The sequence below is a fragment of the Bradyrhizobium manausense genome (assembly GCF_018130615.1).
Lineage (GTDB): Bacteria > Pseudomonadota > Alphaproteobacteria > Rhizobiales > Xanthobacteraceae > Bradyrhizobium > Bradyrhizobium manausense_A.
The window spans coordinates 67,069-91,209 of the sequence record NZ_JAFCKB010000023.1 but is presented as its reverse complement, the minus strand read 5'-3'; the positions used below and the strand labels follow the sequence as shown (position 1 = coordinate 91,209).

General features: G+C 65.2%; 25 protein-coding genes. 15 read left to right on the top strand and 10 right to left on the bottom strand.

Features of this window, described 5'->3' with window-relative positions; all coding sequences use genetic code 11:
• Positions 1 to 9: 9 nt before the first annotated feature.
• Positions 10 to 552 (bottom strand): GNAT family N-acetyltransferase, encoded by a 543-nt coding sequence (locus JQ587_RS31415; protein WP_212303446.1) that lies wholly within the window; start codon positions 550 to 552, stop codon positions 10 to 12.
• A 120-nt stretch (positions 553 to 672) separates the two neighbouring features.
• On the opposite strand from JQ587_RS31415, the gene JQ587_RS31410 reads away from it, so the two are divergent.
• A complete protein-coding gene (locus JQ587_RS31410) occupies positions 673 to 1,170 on the top strand; it encodes a hypothetical protein (RefSeq protein WP_212303447.1) in 498 nt (165 codons plus the stop codon).
• A gap of 116 nt (positions 1,171 to 1,286) precedes the next feature.
• Here the strand turns inward: JQ587_RS31410 and JQ587_RS31405 are convergent, their stop codons facing one another.
• From JQ587_RS31405 to JQ587_RS31395, 3 genes are all read right to left on the bottom strand, one after another.
• Positions 1,287 to 1,703, bottom strand: coding sequence for an SRPBCC family protein (locus JQ587_RS31405; protein WP_212303448.1), 417 nt, complete (start codon positions 1,701 to 1,703; stop codon positions 1,287 to 1,289).
• A gap of 201 nt (positions 1,704 to 1,904) precedes the next feature.
• Positions 1,905 to 2,435, bottom strand: a complete 531-nt coding sequence (locus JQ587_RS31400; RefSeq protein ID WP_212303449.1) for a hypothetical protein — start codon at positions 2,433 to 2,435, stop codon at positions 1,905 to 1,907.
• Between the two features lie 69 nt (positions 2,436 to 2,504).
• Entirely contained in the window at positions 2,505 to 3,467 is a 963-nt protein-coding gene (locus JQ587_RS31395) for a tetratricopeptide repeat protein (RefSeq protein WP_212303450.1), read from the bottom strand.
• Positions 3,468 to 3,650: 183 nt separating this feature from the next.
• Here JQ587_RS31395 and JQ587_RS31390 point away from each other — a divergent pair, with 183 nt between their 5' ends.
• Together JQ587_RS31390 and plsY are read left to right on the top strand one after the other, a co-directional pair.
• On the top strand, positions 3,651 to 4,043 hold the full coding sequence (locus JQ587_RS31390) for a hypothetical protein (RefSeq protein WP_212303451.1): 393 nt from the start codon (positions 3,651 to 3,653) through the stop codon (positions 4,041 to 4,043).
• 176 nt (positions 4,044 to 4,219) lie between these two features.
• Positions 4,220 to 4,906, top strand: a complete 687-nt coding sequence (gene plsY / locus JQ587_RS31385; protein WP_212427921.1) for a glycerol-3-phosphate 1-O-acyltransferase PlsY — start codon at positions 4,220 to 4,222, stop codon at positions 4,904 to 4,906.
• 14 nt (positions 4,907 to 4,920) lie between these two features.
• Here the strand turns inward: plsY and JQ587_RS31380 are convergent, their stop codons facing one another.
• Entirely contained in the window at positions 4,921 to 5,667 is a 747-nt protein-coding gene (locus JQ587_RS31380; protein ID WP_212427920.1) for a hypothetical protein, read from the bottom strand.
• Positions 5,668 to 5,717: 50 nt separating this feature from the next.
• The gene (locus tag JQ587_RS31375) at positions 5,718 to 7,322 is read right to left on the bottom strand and encodes an amidase family protein (protein ID WP_212427919.1); all 1,605 of its coding nucleotides are present in this window, start codon (positions 7,320 to 7,322) and stop codon (positions 5,718 to 5,720) included.
• A gap of 80 nt (positions 7,323 to 7,402) precedes the next feature.
• Between JQ587_RS31375 and JQ587_RS31370 the strand changes: the two genes are divergently transcribed.
• Positions 7,403 to 7,861 (top strand): GNAT family N-acetyltransferase, encoded by a 459-nt coding sequence (locus JQ587_RS31370; protein WP_212427918.1) that lies wholly within the window; start codon positions 7,403 to 7,405, stop codon positions 7,859 to 7,861.
• A 79-nt stretch (positions 7,862 to 7,940) separates the two neighbouring features.
• Positions 7,941 to 9,092 (top strand): acyl-CoA dehydrogenase family protein, encoded by a 1,152-nt coding sequence (locus JQ587_RS31365; protein ID WP_212427917.1) that lies wholly within the window; start codon positions 7,941 to 7,943, stop codon positions 9,090 to 9,092.
• Positions 9,093 to 9,182: 90 nt separating this feature from the next.
• On the opposite strand, the gene JQ587_RS31360 is transcribed toward JQ587_RS31365, so the two are convergent.
• Positions 9,183 to 11,342 carry a putative bifunctional diguanylate cyclase/phosphodiesterase gene (locus JQ587_RS31360; RefSeq protein WP_212427916.1) on the bottom strand — a complete coding sequence of 720 codons (2,160 nt, stop codon included), beginning with the start codon at positions 11,340 to 11,342 and terminating at the stop codon, positions 9,183 to 9,185.
• Positions 11,343 to 11,770: 428 nt separating this feature from the next.
• Here JQ587_RS31360 and mepA point away from each other — a divergent pair, with 428 nt between their 5' ends.
• From mepA to modC, 5 genes are all read left to right on the top strand, one after another.
• Positions 11,771 to 12,715 carry a penicillin-insensitive murein endopeptidase gene (mepA, locus tag JQ587_RS31355; RefSeq protein ID WP_212427915.1) on the top strand — a complete coding sequence of 315 codons (945 nt, stop codon included), beginning with the start codon at positions 11,771 to 11,773 and terminating at the stop codon, positions 12,713 to 12,715.
• 357 nt (positions 12,716 to 13,072) lie between these two features.
• On the top strand, positions 13,073 to 13,576 hold the full coding sequence (locus JQ587_RS31350) for a hypothetical protein (RefSeq protein WP_212427914.1): 504 nt from the start codon (positions 13,073 to 13,075) through the stop codon (positions 13,574 to 13,576).
• A gap of 193 nt (positions 13,577 to 13,769) precedes the next feature.
• Positions 13,770 to 14,555 carry a molybdate ABC transporter substrate-binding protein gene (gene modA / locus JQ587_RS31345; RefSeq protein WP_212427913.1) on the top strand — a complete coding sequence of 262 codons (786 nt, stop codon included), beginning with the start codon at positions 13,770 to 13,772 and terminating at the stop codon, positions 14,553 to 14,555.
• Between the two features lie 7 nt (positions 14,556 to 14,562).
• Positions 14,563 to 15,258 carry a molybdate ABC transporter permease subunit gene (gene modB / locus JQ587_RS31340; protein ID WP_212427912.1) on the top strand — a complete coding sequence of 232 codons (696 nt, stop codon included), beginning with the start codon at positions 14,563 to 14,565 and terminating at the stop codon, positions 15,256 to 15,258.
• Between the two features lie 2 nt (positions 15,259 to 15,260).
• Positions 15,261 to 15,923, top strand: a complete 663-nt coding sequence (gene modC / locus JQ587_RS31335; protein ID WP_212427911.1) for a molybdenum ABC transporter ATP-binding protein — start codon at positions 15,261 to 15,263, stop codon at positions 15,921 to 15,923.
• Between the two features lie 73 nt (positions 15,924 to 15,996).
• Here modC and JQ587_RS31330 read toward each other — a convergent pair whose 3' ends face one another.
• Both JQ587_RS31330 and JQ587_RS31325 read right to left on the bottom strand, forming a co-directional pair.
• On the bottom strand, positions 15,997 to 16,257 hold the full coding sequence (locus tag JQ587_RS31330; RefSeq protein WP_212427910.1) for a PepSY domain-containing protein: 261 nt from the start codon (positions 16,255 to 16,257) through the stop codon (positions 15,997 to 15,999).
• Positions 16,258 to 16,398: 141 nt separating this feature from the next.
• The gene (locus tag JQ587_RS31325; RefSeq protein ID WP_212427909.1) at positions 16,399 to 18,192 is read right to left on the bottom strand and encodes a potassium/proton antiporter; all 1,794 of its coding nucleotides are present in this window, start codon (positions 18,190 to 18,192) and stop codon (positions 16,399 to 16,401) included.
• A gap of 211 nt (positions 18,193 to 18,403) precedes the next feature.
• On the opposite strand from JQ587_RS31325, the gene JQ587_RS31320 reads away from it, so the two are divergent.
• Together JQ587_RS31320 and map are read left to right on the top strand one after the other, a co-directional pair.
• A complete protein-coding gene (locus tag JQ587_RS31320; protein ID WP_212303465.1) occupies positions 18,404 to 19,720 on the top strand; it encodes a mechanosensitive ion channel family protein in 1,317 nt (438 codons plus the stop codon).
• A gap of 185 nt (positions 19,721 to 19,905) precedes the next feature.
• Positions 19,906 to 20,727, top strand: coding sequence for a type I methionyl aminopeptidase (map, locus tag JQ587_RS31315; protein WP_212303466.1), 822 nt, complete (start codon positions 19,906 to 19,908; stop codon positions 20,725 to 20,727).
• A gap of 63 nt (positions 20,728 to 20,790) precedes the next feature.
• Here the strand turns inward: map and JQ587_RS31310 are convergent, their stop codons facing one another.
• Positions 20,791 to 21,387, bottom strand: coding sequence for a bifunctional transcriptional activator/DNA repair enzyme AdaA (locus tag JQ587_RS31310; protein ID WP_212303467.1), 597 nt, complete (start codon positions 21,385 to 21,387; stop codon positions 20,791 to 20,793).
• Between the two features lie 132 nt (positions 21,388 to 21,519).
• Here JQ587_RS31310 and JQ587_RS31305 point away from each other — a divergent pair, with 132 nt between their 5' ends.
• The 3 genes from JQ587_RS31305 (at position 21,520) to radC (ending at position 24,134) form a co-directional block, all read left to right on the top strand.
• Positions 21,520 to 22,464 (top strand): DMT family transporter, encoded by a 945-nt coding sequence (locus tag JQ587_RS31305; RefSeq protein WP_212427908.1) that lies wholly within the window; start codon positions 21,520 to 21,522, stop codon positions 22,462 to 22,464.
• Positions 22,465 to 22,543: 79 nt separating this feature from the next.
• Complete coding sequence (locus JQ587_RS31300) at positions 22,544 to 23,365, top strand: intradiol ring-cleavage dioxygenase (RefSeq protein WP_212427907.1); 822 nt, start codon at positions 22,544 to 22,546, stop codon at positions 23,363 to 23,365.
• Positions 23,366 to 23,420: 55 nt separating this feature from the next.
• Positions 23,421 to 24,134: a RadC family protein gene (gene radC, locus JQ587_RS31295; RefSeq protein WP_212303470.1), complete on the top strand. Its 714-nt coding sequence runs from the start codon at positions 23,421 to 23,423 to the stop codon at positions 24,132 to 24,134.
• Positions 24,135 to 24,141 lie beyond the last annotated feature (7 nt).

The window sequence follows — 24,141 nt, the reverse complement described above, 5'->3', positions numbered from 1 at the left end:
GATACAGCATCAAACCCACACCTCGCGCCTCAGTCGATAAAGAACCTGCCGCCGCAACGGGTCGCCTTCCGGGATACGGGGATGGTCAAAATCGTCCGCGCTGTCGTGGGACATCCCAAGCCTCGTCATCACGTGCCTTGATCGAACGTTTCGGACCCCTGCGTGCGCCACGATCTCTGCGAGACGAATCTCGTCGAAGCCGAATTGAATCGACGCTCGCGCAGCCTCGACGGCAAATCCTTGGCCCCAAAACGGCCGCGCCAACCGCCAACCGACTTCGACCGACGGCGTGAAGCCGGCGACAAAGCCGATGCGCGACAGTCCGACAGCCCCCATGAAAATGCCGAATGCTCTCGACTCCACGGCCCACAAGCAGAAACCGTGAGCGGATTGATGGTTGATCTGAAAATCGATCCAGGCGTCGGACGCCTCCCGCGTGGCAAGCGGACGGAGGTGTTCCATGACGGTGGGATCCCGAGACATCTCCGCAAAGGGCGGCCTGTCTGAGTCCGTCCACGGCCGGAGGAGCAACCTTTGCGTCAACACTTGCATCCGGCTTCGCCTCAATTGGGGGACGACGAATTGTGGCGCAGCTTCATGGAATTGCAATCTATATCGCTTCCCACTTGTAGATGAAGAGGGATATTTATCGAGCGGCCGACTGGAGGCGAGATGGCGAACCGGAACAACATGGAGAGTCCGCTGCGCGATATCGCAGCGATATCGCGACGGTTCACGACGTGGCTCCTGGAGATTGTAGGATGGGAGCAAGGTCATCGTATTAGACTCTCCGGAGGCCTGTCGCTGAACATCGCGAAGCATTGGGCTGAACTTCAGACTGCTGGCGAGGGGCCTCAGTACCGCCTCAGTCGTGGGGACGCGGCACTCTTCGTCCGGCACGTGCTGAACGTCTTGGCCGCCCGAGAGCGGCGCAAGATCGTCGTATCGCATGAGCTCTGCGTCGTGGTGGATGCGAGAACCGAGCGCATCCCTGAAACCCTGTTACAGAAACTGGGCTACCGATTCATCAGGCCTGAACAGGTCATCCTGTCGTTTGGTTGCGACACATTCAGATATTGGGCAAACCCCAACAGGAGGAAGGTCGAAGCAGGTCTCAAGGAGGCGGATGAAATTTTGGGCGATGCGCCGCCGGCCGTTCATAGGACGTGATGTCCAGCGACAGCAACGCTGTCGACAGCGCCCTTCGACCTGAGGGTTGCCCTACAGGTCCCTTCGGGGGAGCTGACGGTGTCCGCCAGCGTCCCCCTGTCTTGCCCGACGCGCCTTTACGACGCCTTCTGCTTCGCCTCGACGTATCGCGCAAAACTGTCGAGAATCGCCTGCCAGCCACCCTGCTGCTGCTCGACCGGGTGGGTCGTTTCGGCGTCGAACACGACGCGGACGACAACGCCCTTTGCTTCGGGCACGAACTCGACCTCGGCCTTGCGATCGCCGAACGCATATTCGATCAGCTTGTGCTCGACGATGGTCGTGTAGGTGCCGGCGAAGTCAAAACCCATGCTGCCGTCCTTGGCCTCCATGCGCGACGAAAAGATGCCGCCTTCGCGCAGGTCGACCGTCGCCTTGGTGGTGTGCCAATCGTCCGACGCGGCGTTCCACTTCACGATGTCGGCGGGCGTCGTATAGGCGCGCCAGACCTGATCGATGGGGGCGGCGACGCTGGTTTCGACGGTGATCCTCATGGGGTCTTGCTCCAGTTCGATTATGACGGCTCGAGGTGACGACGTCGCGGCCCGTGTGCCGGGGTCGCCTACAACGGGTCCGCGACTGTCCACCCAAGGACGATCGAGACCGGCCCATGCCGACATGGTCGAGCCGTCAATACGATAAAAAAATGGATGCTGCCAAGGAGACGCGCGCCGCCGTTGCTTGCGACCGGCGCGTCAGCAGACCTTCTGGAAACGCGCGCGCCAGCGCGACGCCCTGGTCGGCGGCAGCACGTAGCTTTTGCCCTCGGCCGAGATCGTCAGGGGCTTCCCGGAGCCCAGAAGATCCAGGAGGCGGTTTTCCAGCGCGCTCCGTTTGTCGTCGGCGAATTCGGGATGCCCGAGGTCCGCCTGGTTGAACATCGAGGTGTTCGGCGGGAAGGATTCGGGGCCGGAGTAGGTGAAGCCGGCGAAGTCCATCTGGGTCTTGCCGTTGCCGATCGTGATCGTGGCCTCGGTGTGATCCTGCTTCGGCGCTTCGCCCGGATAGACCGCATCGAGCTCGTAATGCGTCCCACAGCCGAAGCGAAACACCGTCTTGTGGCTCGTGTCGTAAAAGGTGAGCCATGGCCGATCGTAGCGGTCCATATCGAGCCTCCATGCGCCGCTCCACATGTCCTTCGACGAGCCGCCGGCTGCCATTGCGGCTGACATTCCGAGCCACGACAGGGCGACGGCAATTCCGAGCAGTCTTGCAGGCGTCGTCATGGCAGGCTCCCAACGCGATCGCGCGATGATCCTCACGCGAAGGACCTATCGACCGGCCTCGCCGGCCGTTCAGATTGCCCCTGTCTTGCCACGAATGGCCATCGACCGCTTGATGACTTCCCGGGCATCGGCGTAGCGGCCCTCGTCCTTGTAGAGACCGGCCAGGTTCTCCAGGACATCGGCGAGATCCGGATGGTTGGGACCGAGCGTCTTCTCCATGGTGGCCACCGACAGCTTGAACAGCCGTTCGGCATCGGCGTTGTGCCCCTGACGCGCGTAGAGCGCGGCCAGATTGTTCAGCGCCTGCGCGACGTCGGGATGATCGGGTCCGTAGGCCTTCTCGGTCACCGCTATCGCGCGCTTGAGCAGCCGTTCGGCGTCGGCATAGCGATGCTGATTGATGTAGGTATCGGCCAGGTTGCTCATCAGCACCGTGGCTTCGGGATCGTCGGGGCCGTGCGCCTTCCTTAGAACGGCCAGCCCCCGCTTGAACAGCGGCACGGCCTCGTCGTACCGACGCTGACCGCTGTAGACGGCGGCAAGGTTGCTCAACGGCAGCACGATCGACGGATCGTCGGGACCGACCGTTGTCTCGTCAATGGCGATCGACCGTTTGAGCAGCGGCTCAGCGTCCGCGTAACGCCCTTCCGCGCGATAGAGATCGCCCAGATTGTTCAGCACCATCGCGACCTCGGGATGCTTCGGACCGAGCGTCCTCTCCCTGATGGCCAGCGCGCGCTTGTACAGCGGCTCCGCAACGGCGTATTGCCCGAGATTGTAGTGAATCGTGCCGAGATCATTCAGCGGCATCGCGACCTTGGCGTCATCGGGGCCAGACTCCGCCTCGCGAAGAGCCAGGGCTTTCTGGGCCAATGGCAACGCTTCGGTGTACTTGCCGGCCCGATAGAGCTCCTTCATCTGCCGGGTGAGCGTGCCCGCCTCGTCCTCGCCCGCATGGGAAGGTGCGCCCAGCGGCAGGCTCAGCGCGAGTGCCGTGACCGCAATGCAGATCGACGCCTTCAGGGCCTTCATCGCGCGTTCCTTCGTCGCGTTTGTGCGAGACATACGCGGTTTTGGTGCGCCTGGAGGCCGGACAGGTTCAATGCAGGGGAAAGGCAGCGGCGCCGTAACCAGGCCAAGTCCGGCGCAGGTACACAAATCATCAACCAAAACGTGCAATCATCGGACGCGCGGTCAGTCGGACGAAAGCCGGCCGTGAGTCAGGACAGCGCCTTAGTAGCTCCCATGATGTTCGTGTTCGCCTCTCTCGGCAATCAACAGTCTGGCTGGCCGGTCCAATTGATGCACCAGACGGAAACGGCGCTCATCGCCGTCGCACTGGTTTGTTTCGTGCTCGCCCTATTCCTGAACAGGGTTGCAATCTGCGTCGTGGTGGCAGTCATTGGTGGAATTAGTGCGGGGTTCGGCGTCGTCATGCCGCTCGAACTGGCACCGTTTTTCTTCGGCGCCCGCGGCGAAGTCATGTTGGCATCGGTTCTGCTGATTTTCGCTTATCCTGTCGCGGTTGCGTTGTTCATTGTGCTCTTTCTGGTCATGATGGAACCCACGCGCGACAAGATCTTCAACTCCAAAGGCCGGCGCTCCTGAAGCTCACCGAGAGCATTCACGTCGGCCACGGCGCGTCCGCGCTCGGCTTGCATGATCGCGCTCGCGTCGCGCTTGGGCGCCTTCTGCTACAGCGGGAAGGTGGCTCCAAGGTCTTGCCGATGGCGGTCAGGCGAAGCCGGCGATAAGATACGGATAACAGGACACTGGACACAAACATGGCTTTCTGGATCGCAGGCGCAGTCGGATCAGTGATCGCCTATCTCCTGGGCTCGATCCCCACGGGCTATCTGGCAGGAAAGCTGCTCGGAGGAATCGACATTCGCGAGCACGGCTCGAGGTCCACCGGCGCCACGAATGTACTGCGGACGCTGGGCAAATGGCCCGCCTTGGCAGTGCTCGTGATCGACGTGCTGAAGGGCATGGCTGCGATCTTGGTTGCGCGCTGGTTCTGGCCTTGGCTGACTGCGGAGCTATCTCCGACGCCGTCGGCAGCGGCCGATCTGCAAGCCTGGGTGCCATGGGCGGTGTGCCTCGCCGGCATTGCCGCGCTGCTGGGCCATGGCCGCTCGATCTGGCTGAACTTTACCGGCGGCAAATCGGCCGCGACCGGGCTCGGCGTGGCACTGGCGATGTCGTGGCCGGTGGGACTGGGTACGGCAGTCGTCTTTGGCCTCGTGCTCGCGGTCACGCGGATCGTCTCGCTCAGCTCGATGCTTGCGGCGGTGGCGGCCATCATCCTCGCCTGCGGCTTGCCGCACCCGTTGCCCTATCGGCTGCTGGTGATCGCAGGCGGCCTCTACGTCATCATCCGCCATCGCGCCAACATTCAGCGGCTGCTTGCGGGCTCGGAGCCGCGGCTCGGTCAAAGCAGCCCGGACGTGAAAGCGGAAGCGCAGGTTTAACGCAGGACGTTCGATCAGTTCACCGCCTGAAGCGCGGCCGTGAAGGTGGCAAGATCGGCGCGCGCCGTCTCGTCGGGCGCCCATTTCGGGAGGTCGGCGAGCTCTGCGATCACGCGGGCCCGATCTTGAGGGTACAGATAGTTCGCCCAGACTTCGCGCGTGTCGCGCAGCGCCGCCGCGACCAGGCGCGCATTGGCGGGCTTGCTCGCGCCTTGGATCGCCGCGCAGACCGTGGACAGAATGAAGAGGGCGCTGTTCTTGCGAAGGCCCGCAAATCCCTCTTCGCGGATGCGGGTGCGGTGCTCCGGCGGAAGCTCGTTCCAGAACATCTGGCCCGCAACTGCCTCGCGCGCCATGCCGCGGATCATGAAGCTGACAGCCGTCGCATACTGATCGCCATATTCAGTCATGTTACGCGCGACCGCCGGCAAATCAGGCTGCGGCCCCGGCTTTGCGCCGTAAAAGGTGAAGAGCTTGGCCGACGCGTTGGCGGCGTCGAACCAGTCCGGCAGCCAGTTCATGTCGCTTGCCTCCGGGGGCGGCAGCGACCCAAAGGCGTCGAGATCGTAGATGCGGCCGAGCATGGCGGCGACATCAGGCCGGGTCAGATCGGGCCGCCCGCCCTTCTTCGCGACGCCGTCGATATAGATCTTGAACGCCTTCGCGGCATCGCGCGCGGCGTTCAGCTCGTGGATACCGTCCTGCGCGAAGGCGGGCGCGGCGAACGCCAGCAGGACCAGGAGAATTCTGACGATCGGCATGGGAATTGGTCGTGCGCCGCGCCGCGTAGGTTCAGGCCCTGCGCGGCGGTCTACAGCCCCGGCAGGCCGAGCGGAGGCTTGCGCATGTTGGAGGCCTGCTCATAGGCATAGGCGAGACGCAGCAGCTTGTGCTCGCTCCAGGCACGGCCCGCGAAGCTAACACCAAGCGGATAGTCCGGTGTGTCCTTGCCGTCGGCCCCCGCGACGAAGCCTGACGGCACCATGACGCTGGGATAGCCTGCCTTGGCTGCGATTGCCGCGCCGGTCGCACCGGGAAACAGGACGGCGTCCAGCCTGTGCTGGTTCATGTAGGCGTCCATGCCATGCGTCCTGGCCGCGAGCAAATCCATGGCACGTGCGGATTTGTACTCGCGCTCGCTCAGATCGCCTTTGGTGAGGTCAGCGGCGAGAAACAGATCCTGGCCGAAGCGCAGGGCTCTCTCCGCATTCGCCGCGTTGAAGGCGACGATATCGGCCATGGTCTTGATGCCGGTATTGGTCGCCCAATCCCTGAGGTAGAGATTGAGCCCGTACTTCAGCTCGTAGAGAAACACGATCGGCGCGCCGGTCGGATTGCCCTTGTTGCTGCTCAGCGGATTGCGGTTGAGCACGGCCATGCCGGTGCCCGGCCCGGCGATCCAGCCACGCGTCGGCATGTTGGCGCGCACGATGACGGCACCAAGGTCCTGCATCACTTTGATGACTTCGGCCATCAGCCTGGCCCCGTCGGATGACAACTTGCCGTAGTAGCAATCGTTCAGCGGGTCGGCCGGGTCGCTCGGCACGCCGATGCGCGCGCCCTTCATCGCATCGCGTGCGAGGTCAGCCGTGTAATCGGCCGGCCTGCGCTGCCGCTCCGTCACGGGATCGCGCGGGTCCTCGGCGGCCAGCACATTCAGCAGCAGCGCTGCGTCGCGCACCGTGCGCGTCATCGGCCCCGCGGTGTCCTGGCTATGCGCGATCGGCATGACGCCGGCGCGGCTGATCAGTCCGACGGTCGGCTTGACCGTGACGATGCCATTGCGGCTGGCAGGATGCAGCAACGAGCCTGAAGTCTCGGTACCGATCGAAGCTGCGCACAGGCCAGCCGCGACGGCGACCGCCGAACCTGAGCTCGAACCGCCCGGGTCCACGATCGGAATGCCCCTACCGTCCACCAGCGCCGGCACGTAGGGGTTCTTCACCTGGCCGCCCAGCGACGAGTAACCCGAGGGCATGTCGATCGCGAGGATATTGGCGAACTCGGTCAAGTTCGCCTTGCCCAGGATCACCGCGCCGGCCTTGCGCAGCAGCTTGACGACGGTGGCGTCGCGCTTCGCGCGCGCGCCCTCGAGTGCCAGCGAGCCCGCCGTCGTCGGCTGCTTGTCTGATGTCGCGATGTTGTCCTTCACCAGGATCGGGACGCCGGCCAGCGGACGCTTGGCCGACGGCTTGCGGCCGTCGAGCGTGCCGGCGATCGCTCGCGCGTCCGGATTGAGCGCGCGAACGGAATTCAGCATGGGCCCGCCGCGATCATAGGCTGCGATGCGCGCGAGATAGGCCTTTGTGAGCGCCGTCGCGGTGACACGCCCGCCGGCCAGGGCGTCGATGATGTCGCTCATCGGCGCGTCCTCGAGCTTCAGCTCGGCCGGCGCGCGGCGGGTTGGCTTCTTCATCGCGTGCCTCTCGGACGGAGATCTGCTACAAAACGTAGCATTTATCCCGCCAGCACGACAAGCCGGTCAGGAACCAAGTGATGGACTGCACGATCCGGCCAGCGCTTGCCGACGACGCCGCCGACATCAGCGCGGTGGTCCTGCGTGCGCTGCGCGAAACCAATGCAAAGGACTATACCGACGAGATCATTGCCAGGGTGGAGCAAAGCTTTGGTCCGGACGCGGTGCGGGCGCTGATCGGCAAACGCACCGTGTTCGTCGCCTCCATCGGCGGCCGCGTGGTTGGTACGGCAAGCTTGGATGGAAGCGTCGTCCGCACCGTGTTCGTGGCGCCCGACGTCCAGGCGCGCGGCATCGGCAGGCTGCTGATGGCGGAGATCGAGCGCATTGCACGCGAACGAAACATTGCTGTGTTGACGGTTCCCTCCTCGGTCACCGCCGAGACATTCTACGCCCGCCTCGGCTTCAAGGCCGTGCGGGACAGCTACCATGGCGACGAGCGCACCATCATCATGGAACGGGCGCTCGAGGCGTCCTAGCAGCAGCTTGATCGCCTCTACGAAATAGACCACCATCGCATTTCACCGCTCACGGCAGAATGGGCGAGGAAACGCGGACATGGACGGAACTGTCGGATTTGATCTCGTCGAGCGCGCGCGAGCCATCGTCCCGCTGATTGCGGATGAGGCCGACGAGATCGAGCGAACGCGGCGGCTGACGCCTCAAGTCGTCGATGCGCTGATCGGGAACGGGCTCTATCGGGCATTGCTGCCGCAGAGCCTGGGTGGATCGGAAGCCCCGCCCGAGATTTTCATGCAGATGCTGGAGGAGATCGCGAAGGCCGATGCCTCCACGGCCTGGTGCCTCGGCCAATGCAGCGTCTGCGCCATGATCGCAGCCGCGCTCGACCACGACAGCGCGCACGAGATCTTCAACACGTCGCCGGGCATTCTCGCCTGGGGCGCGGTGGCACATGAGGCGCGCGCGGTCGAGGGCGGCTACCGCGTCACCGGGCGCTGGGATTTTGCCTCGGGCTCGCGGCAGGCGAGCTGGCTTGGCGCCCACGTCCGCATCGTCAGCGCCGACGGCATACCGCGGAAGAATGCCGATGGTTCGCCGGAGATGCGCACCATCCTGTTCCCGCTTGCAAGCGCGGTGATGCACGACGTCTGGCAGGCGATCGGGCTCGCCGGCACCGGCACCGATTCCTATGAGGTGAAAGACCTTTTCATCCCCGACCGCTTTGCCGTGTTTCGCGACGTGCCCGAGGCCTTGCGCGAGCCGGGCCCGCTCTATCGGCTTCCGACCGGCTCGACCTTCAGCCTCGGCTTTGCCGCGGTCTCGCTCGGCGTCGCGCGCGCGACGCTGGATGCGGCGATCGCCCTGGCGCGCACGAAGCAGCCGTCGCTGGCGGCGAGCGCGATGCGCGACAATCAGGCGGTCCAGGGCCTGATCGGCCGCACCGAGGGCGACCTGCGCGCCGCCCGCGCCTATCTCTATGCGACGGCGAATGCGATGTGGCGCGACCTCTCGGCGACCAGCGCGTTCAGCCCGGCGCATCGCAGCGCCGTCCGTCTCGCCGCGACCTGGACCATCCAGCAATCGGCCAAGGTGGTCGACACCGCCTATCGCATGGCCGGCGCCACCGCCGTGTTTCGCAGCAATCCGTTCGAGCGGCGGTTTCGCGACATGCATGCAATCGCCCAACAGATCCAGGCGCGCGACACGCATTTCGAGGACGTGGGGAAGATGATTTTGGCGGGGGGCTAGGTGGCAGCCGCGATTGCCGCTGCGCTCCCTCTCCCCGTAAGAACGGGGCGAGGGAGTGAGAGAGCGCGCATCCCTTTCGCCAGTAGTCCCTCAAGCCACCAGCGCGGTGTCGCCGTCGATGCCGCGTTGCGCCGCGAGCAGGCTGATGATCTCGACGTTCGGCCGCGCCTTGCTGAACAGAAAGCCCTGGCCCTCGTCGCAGCCCTCGGCACGCAGGCAACTCAGCTCGGCCTCGGTCTCGACGCCTTCGGCCGTGATGATGACCCCTAAGCCTTTGCCGAGGCTGACGATGGAGCGGATGATCGCCTGCGCCTCGCGATTGGCCCCTAAACCGCGCACGAAGGACTGGTCGATCTTGATCTTGTCGAACGGGAAGCTGCGCAAATAGCTCAGGCTGGAATAGCCGGTGCCGAAATCGTCCATCGAGATGCGGACCCCGAGCGTGCGCAGCGCATGCAGCGTCGCCAGCACCTGCGCGCTCTTCTCGAGCAGCAGCGTCTCGGTGATCTCGAGTTCGAGCCGGCGCGGCGGCAGGCCGGATTGCTTCAGCGCATCCGTCACCATCGACAGCAGATTGCCGCTGCGAAACTGGAGCGGCGACAGGTTGACGGCGACGCGGACGTCGTCCGGCCAGGTCGCCGCATCGAGGCAGGCGCGGCGCAGCATCAACCCGCCGAGCGGACTGATCAGGCCAGTGTCCTCGGCGACCGGAATGAATTCGGCCGGCGAGACCATGCCGCGCTCGGCATGCGGCCAGCGCACCAGCGCCTCGAAGCCGGTGATGCGGCCGCTCTGGAGGTCGATCAGCGGCTGATAATAGGGGCGCAGCACGTCGTTCTGGATCGCGTCACGCAGCTCGACCTCGATCTTGCGGCGGCTCTGTGCCTTGGCATCGAGCCCGGCTTCGAAGAAGGCAAAAGTGCCGCGTGCGTCGGACTTGGCGCGCGACAGCGCCATGTCGGCGCTCTTGAGCAGCTTTTCGGAATCGTCGCCATCGCCGGGCGCCGTCGCAATGCCGATGGAGGCGCCGACCACCACGGAATGGCCGTCGAGCAGATAGGGATCGGCAATGGCTTCGAGCAGGCGCTTTGCGAGCCCGACCGCGTCCTCGGGCCGTGTCAGGCCACTTTGAACAATGACGAACTCGTCGGAATTCAGCCGCGCCAGCGTGTCTTCCTCGCGCAAGGTGGAGCGCAGGCGCTTGGCGACGCCACGCAGCAGCTTGTCGCCGACAGCGTGCCCCAGCGTCTCGTTGACCGACTTGAAATTGTCGAGCCCGAGCATCAGCACCGCGACCTTCTCGACGCTGCGCCGCGTGTGCAGCAACATCTCGTCCATGGTCTGGCGCAACAGATTGCGGTTCGGCAGGCCGGTCAGGGCGTCATGCTGGGCCATGAAAGCGAGCCGCGCCTCGGCGCGCTTGCGCTCGGTGATGTCCATCAAGGCGAGCAGCACCGCCGGCTGCTCGGCATAGGTCAGCTCGCGGGAATAGATCGCAAGATCGATCAGCGCGCCGTCGGCCTTGACGTGCTTCCAGGTGCGGCCGGCCTGCTCGTCGCTGGAACGATCGACGGTCCAGGGCGGCTCGCTGTCGAACGCCTGCAGGGAGCGGATCTTCAGACGCTCGAACTCGGCGCGGCTATAGCCGTAATGCGCGATCGCAGCGTCGTTGACGCCGAGGATGCGCTCGTCGTCCCGCGCGCAGACGATCATGGGGACGGGATTGCCGTCGAACAGCAGGCGGAACGAGGCCTCGCGCTGCTTCAATTCGGTGATGTCGACGCGCAGGCCGACCACGCCGCCGTCATCGGTGCGGCGTTCCTCGATCAGGATGACCCGGCCGTCGGACAGCGTCTGCTCGTGGCGCTTGCCGGGCTCGTAGAGCTTCTTCAGCCGCGCGGCGATCCATTCGTCCTCGTGACCGGCCGCTTCCGGATAGTCGCCGCGGGCAACACCGACGCGCAGCGTGTCTTCGAGGCGCGCGCCTTCCTGGAACAGATCGGCGGTCTTGCTGTAGATCTCGGAATATTGCTTGTTCCAGAGAACGTAACGGCCATCGGGATCCAGAATCACGATGCCTTGCGGCAACAGGTCGACCGCCTGGCGCAGCCGTTCATGCGATTTGCGTGCATCAATGATGGCGGCTTCAGCTTCCGCACGGCTCTGCACGAGTTGGTCGCGTTCGACGGGCTGATGAGGCGCGCGCGCAAATCGCAGCTTGCGCGGCTGTTGGCCGCCTCTCGCAAGCACGGTTCGCTTTCGTTTTTTTGTTCTATTGGACCCCAAACTCAACTTCACACGTCCTAGCCGCGCCTAGCGGCCGCAAGTCTTGCTCCAAGTGTCTGAAAGAAAAGTAATCCTGGTCGGCGGCGCCCATTGAGCCGTGGCTGCGCGCCGGACTGATTTGCCTGTTTGCGAGGCGCGAGAAGCATCGTCAGGCGCATCGAACCTGCGCGCGCGTCGCGATCCGCGAGAGCGGAGGCGCAAAAACGTGCAGTCTCCATGATTCAATTCCGGAACGCAGGCCCGCTTGCATGCGGGACCGGGACGCCTCTCGTTCCGCGCACGAATTTTGGTCAGTGCGGGATAGAGTTATCGCGCGGTTAAGAATCACGCCCGCATGACGTGCCGCATCGTTCGGTGACCCCAGCGCGGTGTTGGGTTATAAGGATGCCAGCATGAGTCCCCGCCGCATCGCCTCTCTCCTGCTTGTCATGACGCTCCTGGCCGCCGGCGGCGCGCTGGCCCAGGACAAGGGCAGCGTCAACCCGAAGCCGCTGCCGCCGCTCGCCAATCCGAACGATCCCAAGCTCGGCGCCAAGGAGCTGTTCGCGCGAAAACTGCTGCCCTCGAGGGGACCGGCCCGCGTCATCGGCTCCTATGTGAAGGGCTGCATCGGCGGCGCGCAGCAGATGCCGCTCAACGGCGACAATTGGCAGGTGATGCGGCTGTCGCGGAACCGCAATTACGGTCATCCCGACATGATCGCGCTGATCAAGCGCCTCGCCGCCAAGGCGCACAAGGACGCGGGATGGCCGGGCATCCTGGTCGGCGACATCGGCCAGCCGCGCGGCGGCCCTGCACTCTCCGGCCATGCCAGCCATCAGATCGGCCTCGATGCCGACATCTGGCTGACGCCGATGCCCGATCACCGGCTCTCGCGCGAAGAACGCGAGGAGATGTCGGCAGTGATGATGGTGCGCGAGGATCGCCTCGACATCGATCCCAGAGTGTTCACGCCGAGCCATGTGCTGGTGCTGCGCGACGCCGCGCAGGAGCCGGCGGTACAGCGCATCTTCGTCAATCCCGCGATCAAGAGGGCGTTGTGCCGTGAGGCCAGGGGCGACCGTTCCTGGCTGTCGAAGATCCGGCCCTGGTGGGGCCACGACTATCACTTCCACATCCGCATGCGCTGCCCGGCGGGCGCCGGCGAATGCGAAGGCCAGCCATCGCAATCCGAGGACGAAGGCTGCAAGCCCTCCGATTTCGCCTACTGGTTCAGCGAAGGCGTGCTGCACCCGAAACCGCCACCGGAGCCGCCGAAGCCGAAACCGCCGATGACGCTGGCCCAGATGCCGGCGGCCTGCAAAGCCGTGCTGCACGCGGGCGATGCGAAGCCGTAGGGCGCGTGGTTGGGCGCGCTGCCACCTCATACACCACCGTCGTCCCGGGGCGCGAAGCGAGCCGGGGACCGCCGCGCGAGCGCTTGCGCTTGTCGCGCTAGCCACAGGACGTGGCTGCGCTCCGCTTGTCCGGGATGACGAGGGGAGATTGACGCTGCCACTACACACACCAGTGTCGTCCCGGGGCGCTACGCGCCCCCCCGGGATGACGAAGTAGTTGGTTGGTTCGCACTCCCCAAATGCGCTAGGATCGCCGCGCCGCCTGGCCGTAAGCCCGCGGCATTCCGGGATGCGCATCCCGTCCTTCAACAAACCTGACCGCAAGCCGCGCCTGGCGTGGCCAACGATGAGATTGACATGCGCGTCCTCGCTCTTCTTGCCGTGCTCACGATCAGCGCGACCTCCGCTTTCGCCGCCGAAGAGCCCAGCGGCTGCGACAAGTTCAAATGGCCGATCGAGCGCGATCGCGCCGCGCTGACTGCGCCGGACCGTGCCAGGCTCGCCTCGGGCAGCGAACAGGCCGCCGTCCCGGCATCGGCCATCACCCTGGGGTTGGTCGCGCCGCAGGAAGCCAAACTGCCCTCGCCGCCGGAGCGGGCGCCGACGGACGGCACCTTTGCCGGCTTCACCAGCATCAAGACGGCCAAGGCCGGGCTCTACACGATCAGCCTGTCCTCCGGCGCCTGGGTCGATCTTGTCCAGGACGGGCATTTCCTCAAGCCGGTGGCCTTCAGCGGCGCGACCGATTGCGACGGCATCCGCAAGACCATGAAATACGAGCTCTCGGACAAGCCGTTTGTGCTCCAGATCAGCGGTGCCAAGGACAATTCACTGTCCATTGCGATCCTGCCGGCCCAATAAGCGGGTCTGGCTAGACAAACCGTCGCCTTTGACCTGAGGCGCCGGCCTGCTATCTTCGCACCTGCGATATCCCCGCCGGCCGTAAGCCGCTGCGGGACACGTGGAACAGCGCTTCCGCCCGTCGCGACTTGAACCCACCCAACGCCAGATTTGCGCGTGCGTTTGTGCGCGCGCGGGGCACGGAGCGCCATCCATGTATCGACTTGCCGGACTTTTCACTGCCTTCGTGCTTCTCGCGAGTGCGAGCCTTTCGCCCGCCAGCGCCGAGGACAAGACCATCACCGTGTTCGCCGCGGCCTCGATGAAGAACGCGCTCGACGAGATCGATGCGGCCTACACCGCCAAGACCGGCGTCAAGTTCAGCGTCAGCTATGCCGCGAGCTCGGTGCTGGCCAAACAGATCGAGCAGGGCGCGCCGGCCGACGTGTTCGTCTCCGCCGACACCGACTGGATGGACTACGCTCTCTCCAAGAAGACCATCAACGAGCCTTCCAGAGTCAACCTGCTCGGCAACAGCATCGTGCTGATCGCGCCGAAGGATTCCAAGATCGACAACGTCACCATTGCGCAGGGCTTTGATCTCGCAAAGCTCGCCGGCGACGGCAAGATCGCGACCGGAGACGTCAAGTCGGTGCCGGTCGGCAAATATGCCAAGGCCGCACTGGAGAAGCTCGGGGCCTGGCAGGCGGCCGAGCCGAAATTCGCGATGGCCGAGAGCGTGCGCGCCGCGCTGACGCTGGTCGCGCGTGGCGAAGCCGCGCTCGGCATCGTTTATTCCACCGACGCCAAGGTCGAGCCGGGCGTGAAGATCGTCGGCACCTTCCCGGCGGATTCGCATCCCGCGATCATCTATCCGGTGGCGGCGACCACGACGGCGAAGCCCGAGACCAGCGATTATCTCGCCTTCATGCGCTCGACGACGGCCAAGACCATTCTGGAAAAATACGGTTTTAAATTCCTGATCAGCCCGACCACCTGATTTTGTCGTGTTCGACATCTCTCCCGCCGAATGGACGGCAATCCTGCTCTCGCTCAGGGTCGCCGTCATCGCGACGCTGGTGGCAACGCCATTCGGCATTGCGCTGGCGTGGCTGCTCGCCCGCAAGGATTTTTGGGGCAAGTCGGTGCTCGATGCCGTCGTGCATCTGCCGCTGGTGCTGCCGCCGGTCGTGACCGGCTATCTGCTGCTGCTCACCTTCGGCCGCCGCGGCCTCGTCGGCGGCTTCCTCGCCGATCATCTCGGCATCGTCTTCGCCTTCCGCTGGACCGGCGCGGCGCTCGCCTGCGGGGTGATGTCGTTTTCGCTGCTGGTACGCCCGATGCGGCTGTCGATCGAGGCGATCGACCGCAAGCTCGAACAGGCCGCCGAGACGCTCGGTGCGGCACCTTTCAAGGTGTTCTTCACGGTGACGCTGCCCTTGGCGCTGCCCGGCGTGCTGGCCGGCATGGTGCTCGGCTTTGCCAAGGCGATCGGCGAGTTCGGCGCCACCATCACCTTCGTGTCCAACATTCCCGGCGAGACCCAGACGATCTCGTCCGCGATCTATTCGCTGATCCAGACACCGGACGGTGACGCCGCCGCGGGGCGGCTCGTGATCGTCTCGATTGTGCTCGCACTCGGCGCGCTCATCGCCGCCGAATGGTTCGCCCGCCGCGCCACTCAGCGCTTGCACGGGAACTGACCATGCTGCGCGTCGATGTCGAAAAACAGCTCGGCGAATTCTCGCTTCAAGCGTCGTTCTCGAGCGAAGGCCGCGTCACCGGCCTGTTCGGCGCCTCCGGTGCCGGCAAGACCTCGCTGATCAACATGATCGCGGGCCTGCTGCGGCCCGACCGCGGCACCATCGTCATCGACGGCGAGACCGTCGACGACACCGCTGCCGCCATTCACGTGCCGGCCTGGCGCCGCCGCATCGGCTATGTGTTCCAGGATGCGCGGCTGTTTCCACATCTCAACGTCGCGCAAAATCTCGACTATGGCAGGCGGATGAACCGTCTCGCGCGCGATCCGGCGCAACACACGCGCGTCGTCGAGCTGCTCGACATCGGCGCGCTGCTCGATCGCCGCCCCGGAAAGCTCTCCGGCGGCGAACGCCAGCGCGTCGCGCTCGGCCGTGCGCTGTTGTCGAAGCCGCGCCTCTTGCTGCTCGACGAGCCGCTCGGCGCGCTCGACGAGGCCCGCAAGCTCGAGATCCTGCCCTATCTGGTCCGGCTGCGCGACGAAGCCAATGTCCCGATGGTCTATGTCAGCCACGACGTCGCCGAACTGCGTCAGCTCGCGACGCAGATCGTGATGCTCAGGCAGGGGCGGGTGACGTCGTTCGGCGGGGTGAAAGTGCTGACGTGAAGTGCGCTGCCAACCCATCCACCGCTGTCGTCCCGGCGAAGAATCTGATCCTCGCCGGACACCGCGTTTGCCTTTACCACCCGCGATCGACGTTGCGGACGTCGCCGGTTCGGGCGTCGACGTCGACCTCCATCCAGCGGCCGCTGCGGTCGCGGCCTTCGATCTGCCATTCGTCGCCGGCGAACTCGGTGTGTGAGATGGTCATGACGCCGATATCGGTCGCGACATCGAGCGCCGCCTGCATCGAGATCTGATCGCCCGTGTCATAGGCCATCGCCGGCGCCGCCGCTCCCAGACTGAGCGCGACGATGGCGGGCAGGATGAGTTTGCGCATGAATTGCTCCTGTCAGACGTGTTGACCGTTACGCGGCTAAGAACGGACAACGCCGCAGAGCGTTCCGGAACCGGATGCGGCGATTTGGTGGCGGTTGTCTGGCAATCGCCCTCACGACGACTTTCGCGAGGTGGGCAGCCTCTAAACTCCCGCCACCGAGGCCCAGAGCTCCGCGAGCTTCTTCCGCAGCGCCTGGCTGCGGGTCAGCGGCGCCGGCGTCTCATCTTCTTCCGGCAGGCGGAGGCCGACGACGTTGACGCGGCCGCCGGAGATCGAGCGCGCCACCAGCACGATCGAATCCAGAGCGAGCTCGGCGCCTTCCTTCGGTGCGCGGTCGAGATGGACGTCGAAATAGTCAGCGAGCGTGAGCTTGCCGTCATCCTCGCCGATCTTCACGCCGTAGATTTCGGCGAGCTCGGCGAGCGTGTGCTCGCCGGAGACCATGAAGTCGCCGAGCAGATGCGGGTCGGGCGCCGTGCTCGGCTGCATGTCGACGAAGAAGCGGTCGAGCGCCTCGGCCTTTTCCGGCGGTGCGAGCAGATAGATGTAGTCGCCAGGCGCGACCGGCTCGGCTTCCGCCGGCGTCAAAATGCTCTCTTTGCGGATCACCAGGGTCGGCTTGGACCAGGACGGAATCAGCCCGCGCCGGAAATAGAGACTCTTGGGCCGGACCGGATAGCCGACCAGCTGCTGCTCAAGCTGGCCGGGCAGATCCAGCTCGACGCGGCGCGGGCCGCGCTCGGCGCGCGGCAGCGCCACATGGAGCTTGCGCGCGGCCGGTGCCAGCGTCCAGCCTTGCAGCAGCAGCGAGATGATCACAACGACGAAGGCGACGTCGAAATAGAGATAGGCCTTCGACAGGCCCACCAGCATCGGGATCGACGCCAGGAAGATCGCAACCGCGCCGCGCAGGCCGGTCCAGGCAATGAAGATCTTTTCGCGCCAGTTGAAACGGAACGGCGCCAGGCAGACGAACACCGCGATCGGCCGAGCCACCAGCATCAGGACGAAGGCGACGCCGATCGCCGGCAGGACGCTGGAGCCCAGCCGGCTCGGCGACACCAAGAGGCCGAGCAGCACGAACATCACGATCTGTGCCAGCCAGGTCGCGGCATCCAGGAACGCCACGACCGAATTATGCGCGCGCGTCGGCCGGTTGCCGATGATGATACCGGCGAGGTAGACGGCCAGGAAGCCGGAAGCATGCATGATCTGCGAGCCGCCGAAGATCACGAGCGCGGCCGTAGTGACGAACGGCGCATGCAGGCCCTGCGGCAGCGCGACCTTGTTGAGCCCGATGACGACGAGGCGTCCGCCGATCACGCCGACGATGGCGCCGAGCGCCGCCTCCTGGATGAACTCCATCGCGACATGACCGGGCGTGCTCGAGCCCAGCGAGATGTATTCGACCAGCATCAAGGTGAGGAAGATCGCGAAGGGATCGTTGGTGCCGGATTCCGCTTCCAGCGTCGCGCCGACGCGCGGACGCAGACGCAGGCCCTGAGTGTGCACCAGCAGGAACACGGCCGCCGCGTCGGTCGAGGCGACCACAGCACCGACCAGCAGCGACTCCGCCCAGTTGAGGTCGAGCGCGTATTTCGCGAACGGCGCCGTGATCAGCGCCGTCAGGAGCACGCCGACGGTCGCGAGCACCACGGAGGGCGCGAGCACGGCACGGATACTGGCAAAGCGCGTCTTCAACCCGCCGTCGAACAGGATCAGGGCCAGCGCCACCGAGCCGACCAGATAGGTCGTGCCGACGTCGTTGAACTGAATCTGACCGGGGCCGGAATCGCCAGCGAGCATGCCGATGGCAAGGAAGACGAGCAGCAACGGCGCACCGAAGCGCAGCGCGAGCAGGCTCGACAGGATACCGGCCATGACGAGGACGGCGCCGAGCAGAATGGCGATGCTAAAAGAGTCGAGGGAGGCCATCCACCTTCCGGGTACAAATCGCTGGAATTTCATCCATATCGTCGCAGCCCCTGCGCGCCAACCCATTTTCTCCCGCTCGCGGCAATCTGCCCGTATTTTGCGGCCTTAACGCGCTTCACTTCGCGGTGTATCGATGGCCCGGCCGCTTCCTTTGTGAGAATCTGCGGCGCTTTCGAATCAAACCGCCCGACCGCTTTCCCGAGACCGCCCGATGGACATGGACCTCAAAGACCTCATGGAGTTCGTGCAGACGACTGCGCGCAGCGTCGGGGCGGAAATCTCGTCCCCCTGGTTCTACCTGCAATTCGGATTGATTCTGGCGGCGGCGGGGATCGCCTATGCTGCGGAAGCCGCAATGCGCAGCCGTGTGGACACGAACTCGCTCGCGATGCGCTGGCCGATGCCGCTTCGCCGTTTCGTCCACGTGATGGCCGCCAGCACCTCGACGGCCGTGTTCACCCTGCTCGTGATCATCTCGCGCGTGGTGATGTATCATGCGACCTGGCCGAGCCGCAGCTATCTCTTGATGGTCGCCGCCAAGCTTGGGCTCGCCTGGCTCGCGATCCGGCTCGTGACCTCGGTGCTGCGCAACGCCTTCATCGTCAAGCTGGTGTCGGTTGCCGCCTGGTTCTTCGCTGCGCTGTCCATCCTCGGCCAGCTCGACACCACGGTCGACCTGCTCGATTCCTACGCGATCGTGCTCGGCGGGCTGCGATTGACGCCGCTGCTGGTGATCAAGGCCGGCGCGCTCCTGATCATCGCGCTCTGGCTCACCAACATCGCCAGCAATTTCGCCGAGAGCAAGATCAACTCGACGACCGATCTGACGCCGTCGGTCCAGGTGCTGCTGATCAAGATCATCCGCATCGGGTTGCTGGCGGTCGCCATCGTGATCGCGCTCGGCGCGGTCGGCATCGACCTCTCGGCGCTCGCGGTGTTCTCCGGCGCGGTCGGCGTCGGTATCGGTATCGGCCTGCAGAAGATCGTCGCCAACTTCATCTCCGGCATCATCCTGCTCGCCGACAAATCGGTGAAGCCGGGCGACCTCGTCACCATCGGCGACAACACCGGTCGCATCAGCGCGATGAAGACGCGCTATATTTCCGTGGCCGCCGGCGACGGCCGCGAATTCCTGGTGCCGAACGAGGATCTGGTGACGCAGAAGGTCGTCAACTGGACCTACACCGACAAGAACACGCTGGTGAAGATCACCTTCGGCACCAATTACGACGCCGATCCGAAGCTGGTCTGCAAGGTCGCGATCGAGACCGCGTCGGCCCATCCGCGCGCGCAGAAGGGCAAGCCGCCGAACTGCCTGCTCACGGAGTTCGCGGAGGCCGGCATGAAGTTCTCGCTGACGCTCTGGCTTGCGGACCCTGACGGCATGGATGCCGTCAAGAGCGACGTGATGCTGGCGCTGTGGGACGCCTTCAAGCGCGAGGGCATCCGAGTTCCCTACCCGGTCCGGGAAATCCGCGTCCGCGGCGGTGCGCTGCCGGTCGAAACCACCGTAGAAGTCCCGACTTGAGCCCGCTTCGCCCGCATGGCGGGTAGGATTCTTGTTCTAACGCGTCTTCTTGGCGCGAACCGGGACCCACTTCGCTCGAAAACGCCTTAGCCTGAGCTTGCACGAAGGCCCGCAATCATTAAATTAGGGCCTGAAATCAAGCCCTTCCGCCCGCACCGGGCCCAAGCCCAGAAGACAATATCCGCATGAGCTACGTCGAAGCCACCGATACCTCCCTGCGCAAGACCGGACAGATCAAGCTGCATGGGCCGGCCGCCTTTGCCGGCATGCGCAAGGCGGGTGCCCTGGTGGCGAAGTGCCTCGACGAGCTCACCGACATCGTCGGCCCCGGCGTGCCGACCGATCGCATCGACGAATTCGTCCGCGACTTCGCCTTCAGCCATGGCGCCTATCCGGCCACGCTGATGTATCGCGGTTATCGCTACTCCACCTGCACCTCGCTCAACCACGTGGTCTGCCACGGCATGCCCGGCGACCGACCGCTGAAGGAAGGCGACATCGTCAACATCGACGTCACCTTCATCGTCGACGGCTGGTACGGCGATTCCAGCCGGATGTATGCGGTCGGCCCGATCGCACGCAAGGCCGAGCGGCTGATCGAAGTGACCTATGAAGCCATGATGCGCGGCATTGCCGCAGTGAAGCCCGGCGCCACCACCGGCGACATCGGCCACGCCATCCAGAGCTTCGTCGAGCCGCAGGGCATGAGCGTGGTGCGCGATTTCTGCGGCCATGGCCTCGGGCGCATGTTCCACGACGAGCCGAACATCATCCATATCGGCCGTCCCGGCGAGGGCGTGCAGCTCAAGCCCGGCATGTTCTTCACCATCGAGCCGATGATCAATCTCGGCAAGCCGCATGTGAAGATCCTGTCCGACGGCTGGACTGCGGTGACCCGCGACCGCTCGCTGTCGGCGCAGTTCGAGCACTCGGTCGGCGTGACGGCGACGGGCGTCGAGATCTTCACGCTGTCGGAGCGGCACGGCGAGAAGCAGATCGGCCAATGATACCCGGTCATTCCGGGGCGCCGCGCGGCAGCGAGCCCGGAATGACAACGCAGTGATCGTTCTCTACCGCCGCCGGCGAAACGATGACGGCGGCCTTTTGTAGGTCGCGGCAAAGGCATCGTTGAACCGGCGGACACTGCCGAAGCCCGCCGCAAACGCAATCTCCGCCAACGTCATCTCAGTCTGATCGATCAGGCGCTTGGCTTCCTGCACGCGCCGGGTCGCCGCGATGTCGTTCGGGCTCGCGCCGGCATGGCGCAGGAACAGGCGCAACAAATGGCGCGGCCCGACGCCAAGCGCCTCGGCGAGCTCCGTCATGGTGGCGCGATCGAGAAAGCCGTCATCGATCAGCCGCATCCCGCGCGCCACGGTCGTGGCCGTCCCCAGCCAGGCCGGCGAGCCCGGCGCCGTTTCCGGCCGGCAGCGGAGGCACGGACGAAAGCCGGCCCGCTCGGCGGCCGCCGCAGTCGCATAGAAGGTGACATTCTCCGAGCGTGCGGGACGAACCGGACAGACCGGCCGGCAATAGATGCGCGTCGAGCGAACGCCGGAGAAGAACAGGCCGTCGAACGACCGGGCACGTGCCAGCCGCGCCCGGTCGCATGTCTCCCAATCGAGATGCGGTGGCAGGGCTTGCCGTTGCGCCGGGCCGGTCGTCATGCCCCGACAATAGTTTCGATGCGGGGCGCGGAGTAGCTGAAATCGGACTCGATCGAACGATGAGGTCCGAATTCGGCCAGCCCGCGCCGTTGCCTTCGGATCATGTTGCCGGCAGATCCCGGAGCAAATCACATGAGCACGCAGGCCGAATACGCGACATCGAAGCAACCCGCCCTCGCCTGCGAAATCGCCCTCTTGCTGCTGCTGTCGCTGATCTGGGGCAGCTCCTTCACGCTGATCAAATTGGCTATCCCTTCGATTCCGCCATTCACGATGGTCGCAGGGCGCGTGACGCTCGCGGCAGGTCTCCTCCTTCTTGTTGCGAAGGCGCAGGGACACGCACTTCCGGGCCGGGGATCGGTGTGGGCGGCCTTCCTCGTGCAAGGGCTGCTGCAGAGCGCACTGCCGTTCACGCTGATCAGCTGGGGCGAGGCGCATATCACGAGTGGCCTTGCTGGCGTGCTCAATGCGACACCACCGATGTTCGTGCTCGCGATCGCGTTGATGACCGGGCGCGGGCGGCAGGCCGTCAGCGGCCGGACAATGGCCGGCGTCGGTCTCGGCCTCGCGGGCGTCGCGATAACCTTGGGGATCGATGCGCTGTCCGGCATCGGCACGACTGCGCCACTGGCGCAAGCGGCCGTGCTCGGCGCGAGCCTTTGCTACGCGCTCGCGCCACTATGGGGGCAGCGGTTCAAAACACTTCCCGCGATCGTCACGGCCGCAGGCGCCATGAGCTGCGCCGCAATCCTGATGCTGCCCGCGGCCGCGATCCTCGAGCGGCCGTGGACGCTGGCGCCACCGCCGGCGCAGGCAATCGCAGCTGTGGTCGCGCTCGCGGTCGTCTGCACGGCATTCGCGATGGTGATCTATTTCCGGCTGATCCGCACACTTGGTCCACTCGGCACCACCAGCGGGAGCTATCTGCGGGCGGGTTTCGCGGTGATGCTCGGCACCACCCTGCTCGGCGAAAGTTTCACCTGGTCAGCTTTGGCCGGAATGACGCTCATTCTCACCGGAGTGATCACTGTCACGTTACCCCCGCGCGCGCGACACGATGGGAAACCGCGGAGCTGATTGTCGCCATCATCAAAGCCTGATCTTGCCATCCTGTTTCCCGATGACGATCTCTCGTCAAGCAGACAGGAGACAAGCAGTGAATACCTCGACGCGGCGCGGCTTCCTCGGATTTGTATCGGCCAGCGCCGCGGGCCTGCTGCCGGCCCGCGCAAAGGCTGCTTCTGTTGCGGCGGACGCCGGGCCCGCCTGCATCCTGACGCCACAGGCGGAGGAAGGGCCGTTCTACTCCGACCCGAAACTGGTGCGATCCGACATCGCCGAGGGCAGGCCCGGCGTGCCGCTGACCCTGCGGCTGCGGGTGATCGAGGCCGGGGCGTGCACCGCGATTCATGACGCGCGGGTCGACGTCTGGCATTGCGACGCGAAGGGGCTCTATTCGGCGTTTCCTGGCCAGAGCGATGCACACAATGTCGATGCGACCGGCAAGACATTCCTGCGCGGCACGCAAATGACCGATGGCGCCGGGTGGGCGACGTTCAACACCATCTATCCCGGCTGGTATGACGGCCGCACCACGCATATCCATTTCAAGGTGTTTCTCGGCGACCGGACCGTGCTGACCGGGCAGACCTTCCTGCCCGACGCGCTGAACGAGTTCATCTACGCCAATGTACCCGACTACGGCGGCCGCGCGCGGCAGCGCATGGTGATCAACGCCAACGACCACGTCATCGAACGTTCCGATCCCGAGCATCGCGCCTTCTGCGCGGTGAAGGAGGAGCGTGAACGCTACGTCGCGACGCTGACGCTCGGCGTCGATCGCCGGGCGGAGGCGACGGTCGGACGCGCCGGGCCGCCTCCGGGGCCGCCGCCCGGAGCCATGGGTGGGCCGATGTTCGAACGCCCAATCAAGGACCGGCTCGCTGCGCTGGTGCCGGGGTGGAAGCGCGATCGCTGAGACCGCGGCAATTGACGGTTGCAAAAACGGAGATCCGCAGCAATGCTGGCGGACGATGCCCGCCAGGACCGACGCCGACGACAGCAAGCCCGAGGACACGCCGCATTATCTCGGCCATCGCGAGCGGCTGCGCGAGCGCTTCTACAGCGCGGGCGCGGACGCGCTCAGCGACTACGAGCTGTTGGAAATGGCGCTGTTCCCGGCGCTGCCGCGGCGCGATACCAAGCCGCTGGCAAAGACACTGATCAAGATTTTCGGCTCGTTCGCCGAGGTCGTTCATGCGCCGGTGGCGCGCTTGCGCGAGGTCGATGGCGTCGGTGAATCCGCGATCAACCAGCTCAAGCTGATCGCTGCCGCCGCGCATCGTGTCGCCAGGGGCGAGGTCAACAGCCGCAACGCGCTATCGTCGTGGAACGAGGTGATCGCCTATTGCCGCACCAGCATGGCCTTCGCCGACAAGGAACAGTTCCGCCTGCTCTTCCTCGACAAGCGCAACCAGCTGATCGCCGACGAGGTGCAGCAGACCGGCACCGTCGACCACACCCCGGTCTATCCGCGCGAAGTGATCAAGCGCGCGCTGGAGCTTTCGGCCACCGCCCTCATCCTCGTCCACAATCATCCGAGCGGCGATCCCTCGCCTTCGCAGGCCGACATCCAGATGACCAAGGCGATCATCGACATCGCCAAGCCGCTCGGGATTGCCGTGCACGACCACATCATTGTCGGCAAGAGCGGCCATTCGAGCCTGCGCGGGATGCGGCTGATTTAAGACCAAT

Bases quoted from the DNA above. Each gene is read 5' to 3' on its own strand.
- JQ587_RS31415 (WP_212303446.1), bottom strand. From the start codon at position 552: ATGCAAGTGTTGACGCAAAGGTTGCTCCTCCGGCCGTGGACGGACTCA.
- JQ587_RS31410 (WP_212303447.1), top strand. From the start codon at position 673: ATGGCGAACCGGAACAACATGGAGAGTCCGCTGCGCGATATCGCAGCG.
- JQ587_RS31405 (WP_212303448.1), bottom strand. From the start codon at position 1,703: ATGAGGATCACCGTCGAAACCAGCGTCGCCGCCCCCATCGATCAGGTC.
- JQ587_RS31400 (WP_212303449.1), bottom strand. From the start codon at position 2,435: ATGACGACGCCTGCAAGACTGCTCGGAATTGCCGTCGCCCTGTCGTGG.
- JQ587_RS31395 (WP_212303450.1), bottom strand. From the start codon at position 3,467: ATGAAGGCCCTGAAGGCGTCGATCTGCATTGCGGTCACGGCACTCGCG.
- plsY (WP_212427921.1), top strand. From the start codon at position 4,220: ATGGCTTTCTGGATCGCAGGCGCAGTCGGATCAGTGATCGCCTATCTC.
- JQ587_RS31380 (WP_212427920.1), bottom strand. From the start codon at position 5,667: ATGCCGATCGTCAGAATTCTCCTGGTCCTGCTGGCGTTCGCCGCGCCC.
- JQ587_RS31375 (WP_212427919.1), bottom strand. From the start codon at position 7,322: ATGAAGAAGCCAACCCGCCGCGCGCCGGCCGAGCTGAAGCTCGAGGAC.
- JQ587_RS31370 (WP_212427918.1), top strand. From the start codon at position 7,403: ATGGACTGCACGATCCGGCCAGCGCTTGCCGACGACGCCGCCGACATC.
- JQ587_RS31365 (WP_212427917.1), top strand. From the start codon at position 7,941: ATGGACGGAACTGTCGGATTTGATCTCGTCGAGCGCGCGCGAGCCATC.
- mepA (WP_212427915.1), top strand. From the start codon at position 11,771: ATGAGTCCCCGCCGCATCGCCTCTCTCCTGCTTGTCATGACGCTCCTG.
- JQ587_RS31350 (WP_212427914.1), top strand. From the start codon at position 13,073: ATGCGCGTCCTCGCTCTTCTTGCCGTGCTCACGATCAGCGCGACCTCC.
- modA (WP_212427913.1), top strand. From the start codon at position 13,770: ATGTATCGACTTGCCGGACTTTTCACTGCCTTCGTGCTTCTCGCGAGT.
- modC (WP_212427911.1), top strand. From the start codon at position 15,261: ATGCTGCGCGTCGATGTCGAAAAACAGCTCGGCGAATTCTCGCTTCAA.
- JQ587_RS31330 (WP_212427910.1), bottom strand. From the start codon at position 16,257: ATGCGCAAACTCATCCTGCCCGCCATCGTCGCGCTCAGTCTGGGAGCG.
- JQ587_RS31325 (WP_212427909.1), bottom strand. From the start codon at position 18,192: ATGGCCTCCCTCGACTCTTTTAGCATCGCCATTCTGCTCGGCGCCGTC.
- JQ587_RS31320 (WP_212303465.1), top strand. From the start codon at position 18,404: ATGGACATGGACCTCAAAGACCTCATGGAGTTCGTGCAGACGACTGCG.
- map (WP_212303466.1), top strand. From the start codon at position 19,906: ATGAGCTACGTCGAAGCCACCGATACCTCCCTGCGCAAGACCGGACAG.
- JQ587_RS31310 (WP_212303467.1), bottom strand. From the start codon at position 21,387: ATGACGACCGGCCCGGCGCAACGGCAAGCCCTGCCACCGCATCTCGAT.
- JQ587_RS31305 (WP_212427908.1), top strand. From the start codon at position 21,520: ATGAGCACGCAGGCCGAATACGCGACATCGAAGCAACCCGCCCTCGCC.
- radC (WP_212303470.1), top strand. From the start codon at position 23,421: ATGCCCGCCAGGACCGACGCCGACGACAGCAAGCCCGAGGACACGCCG.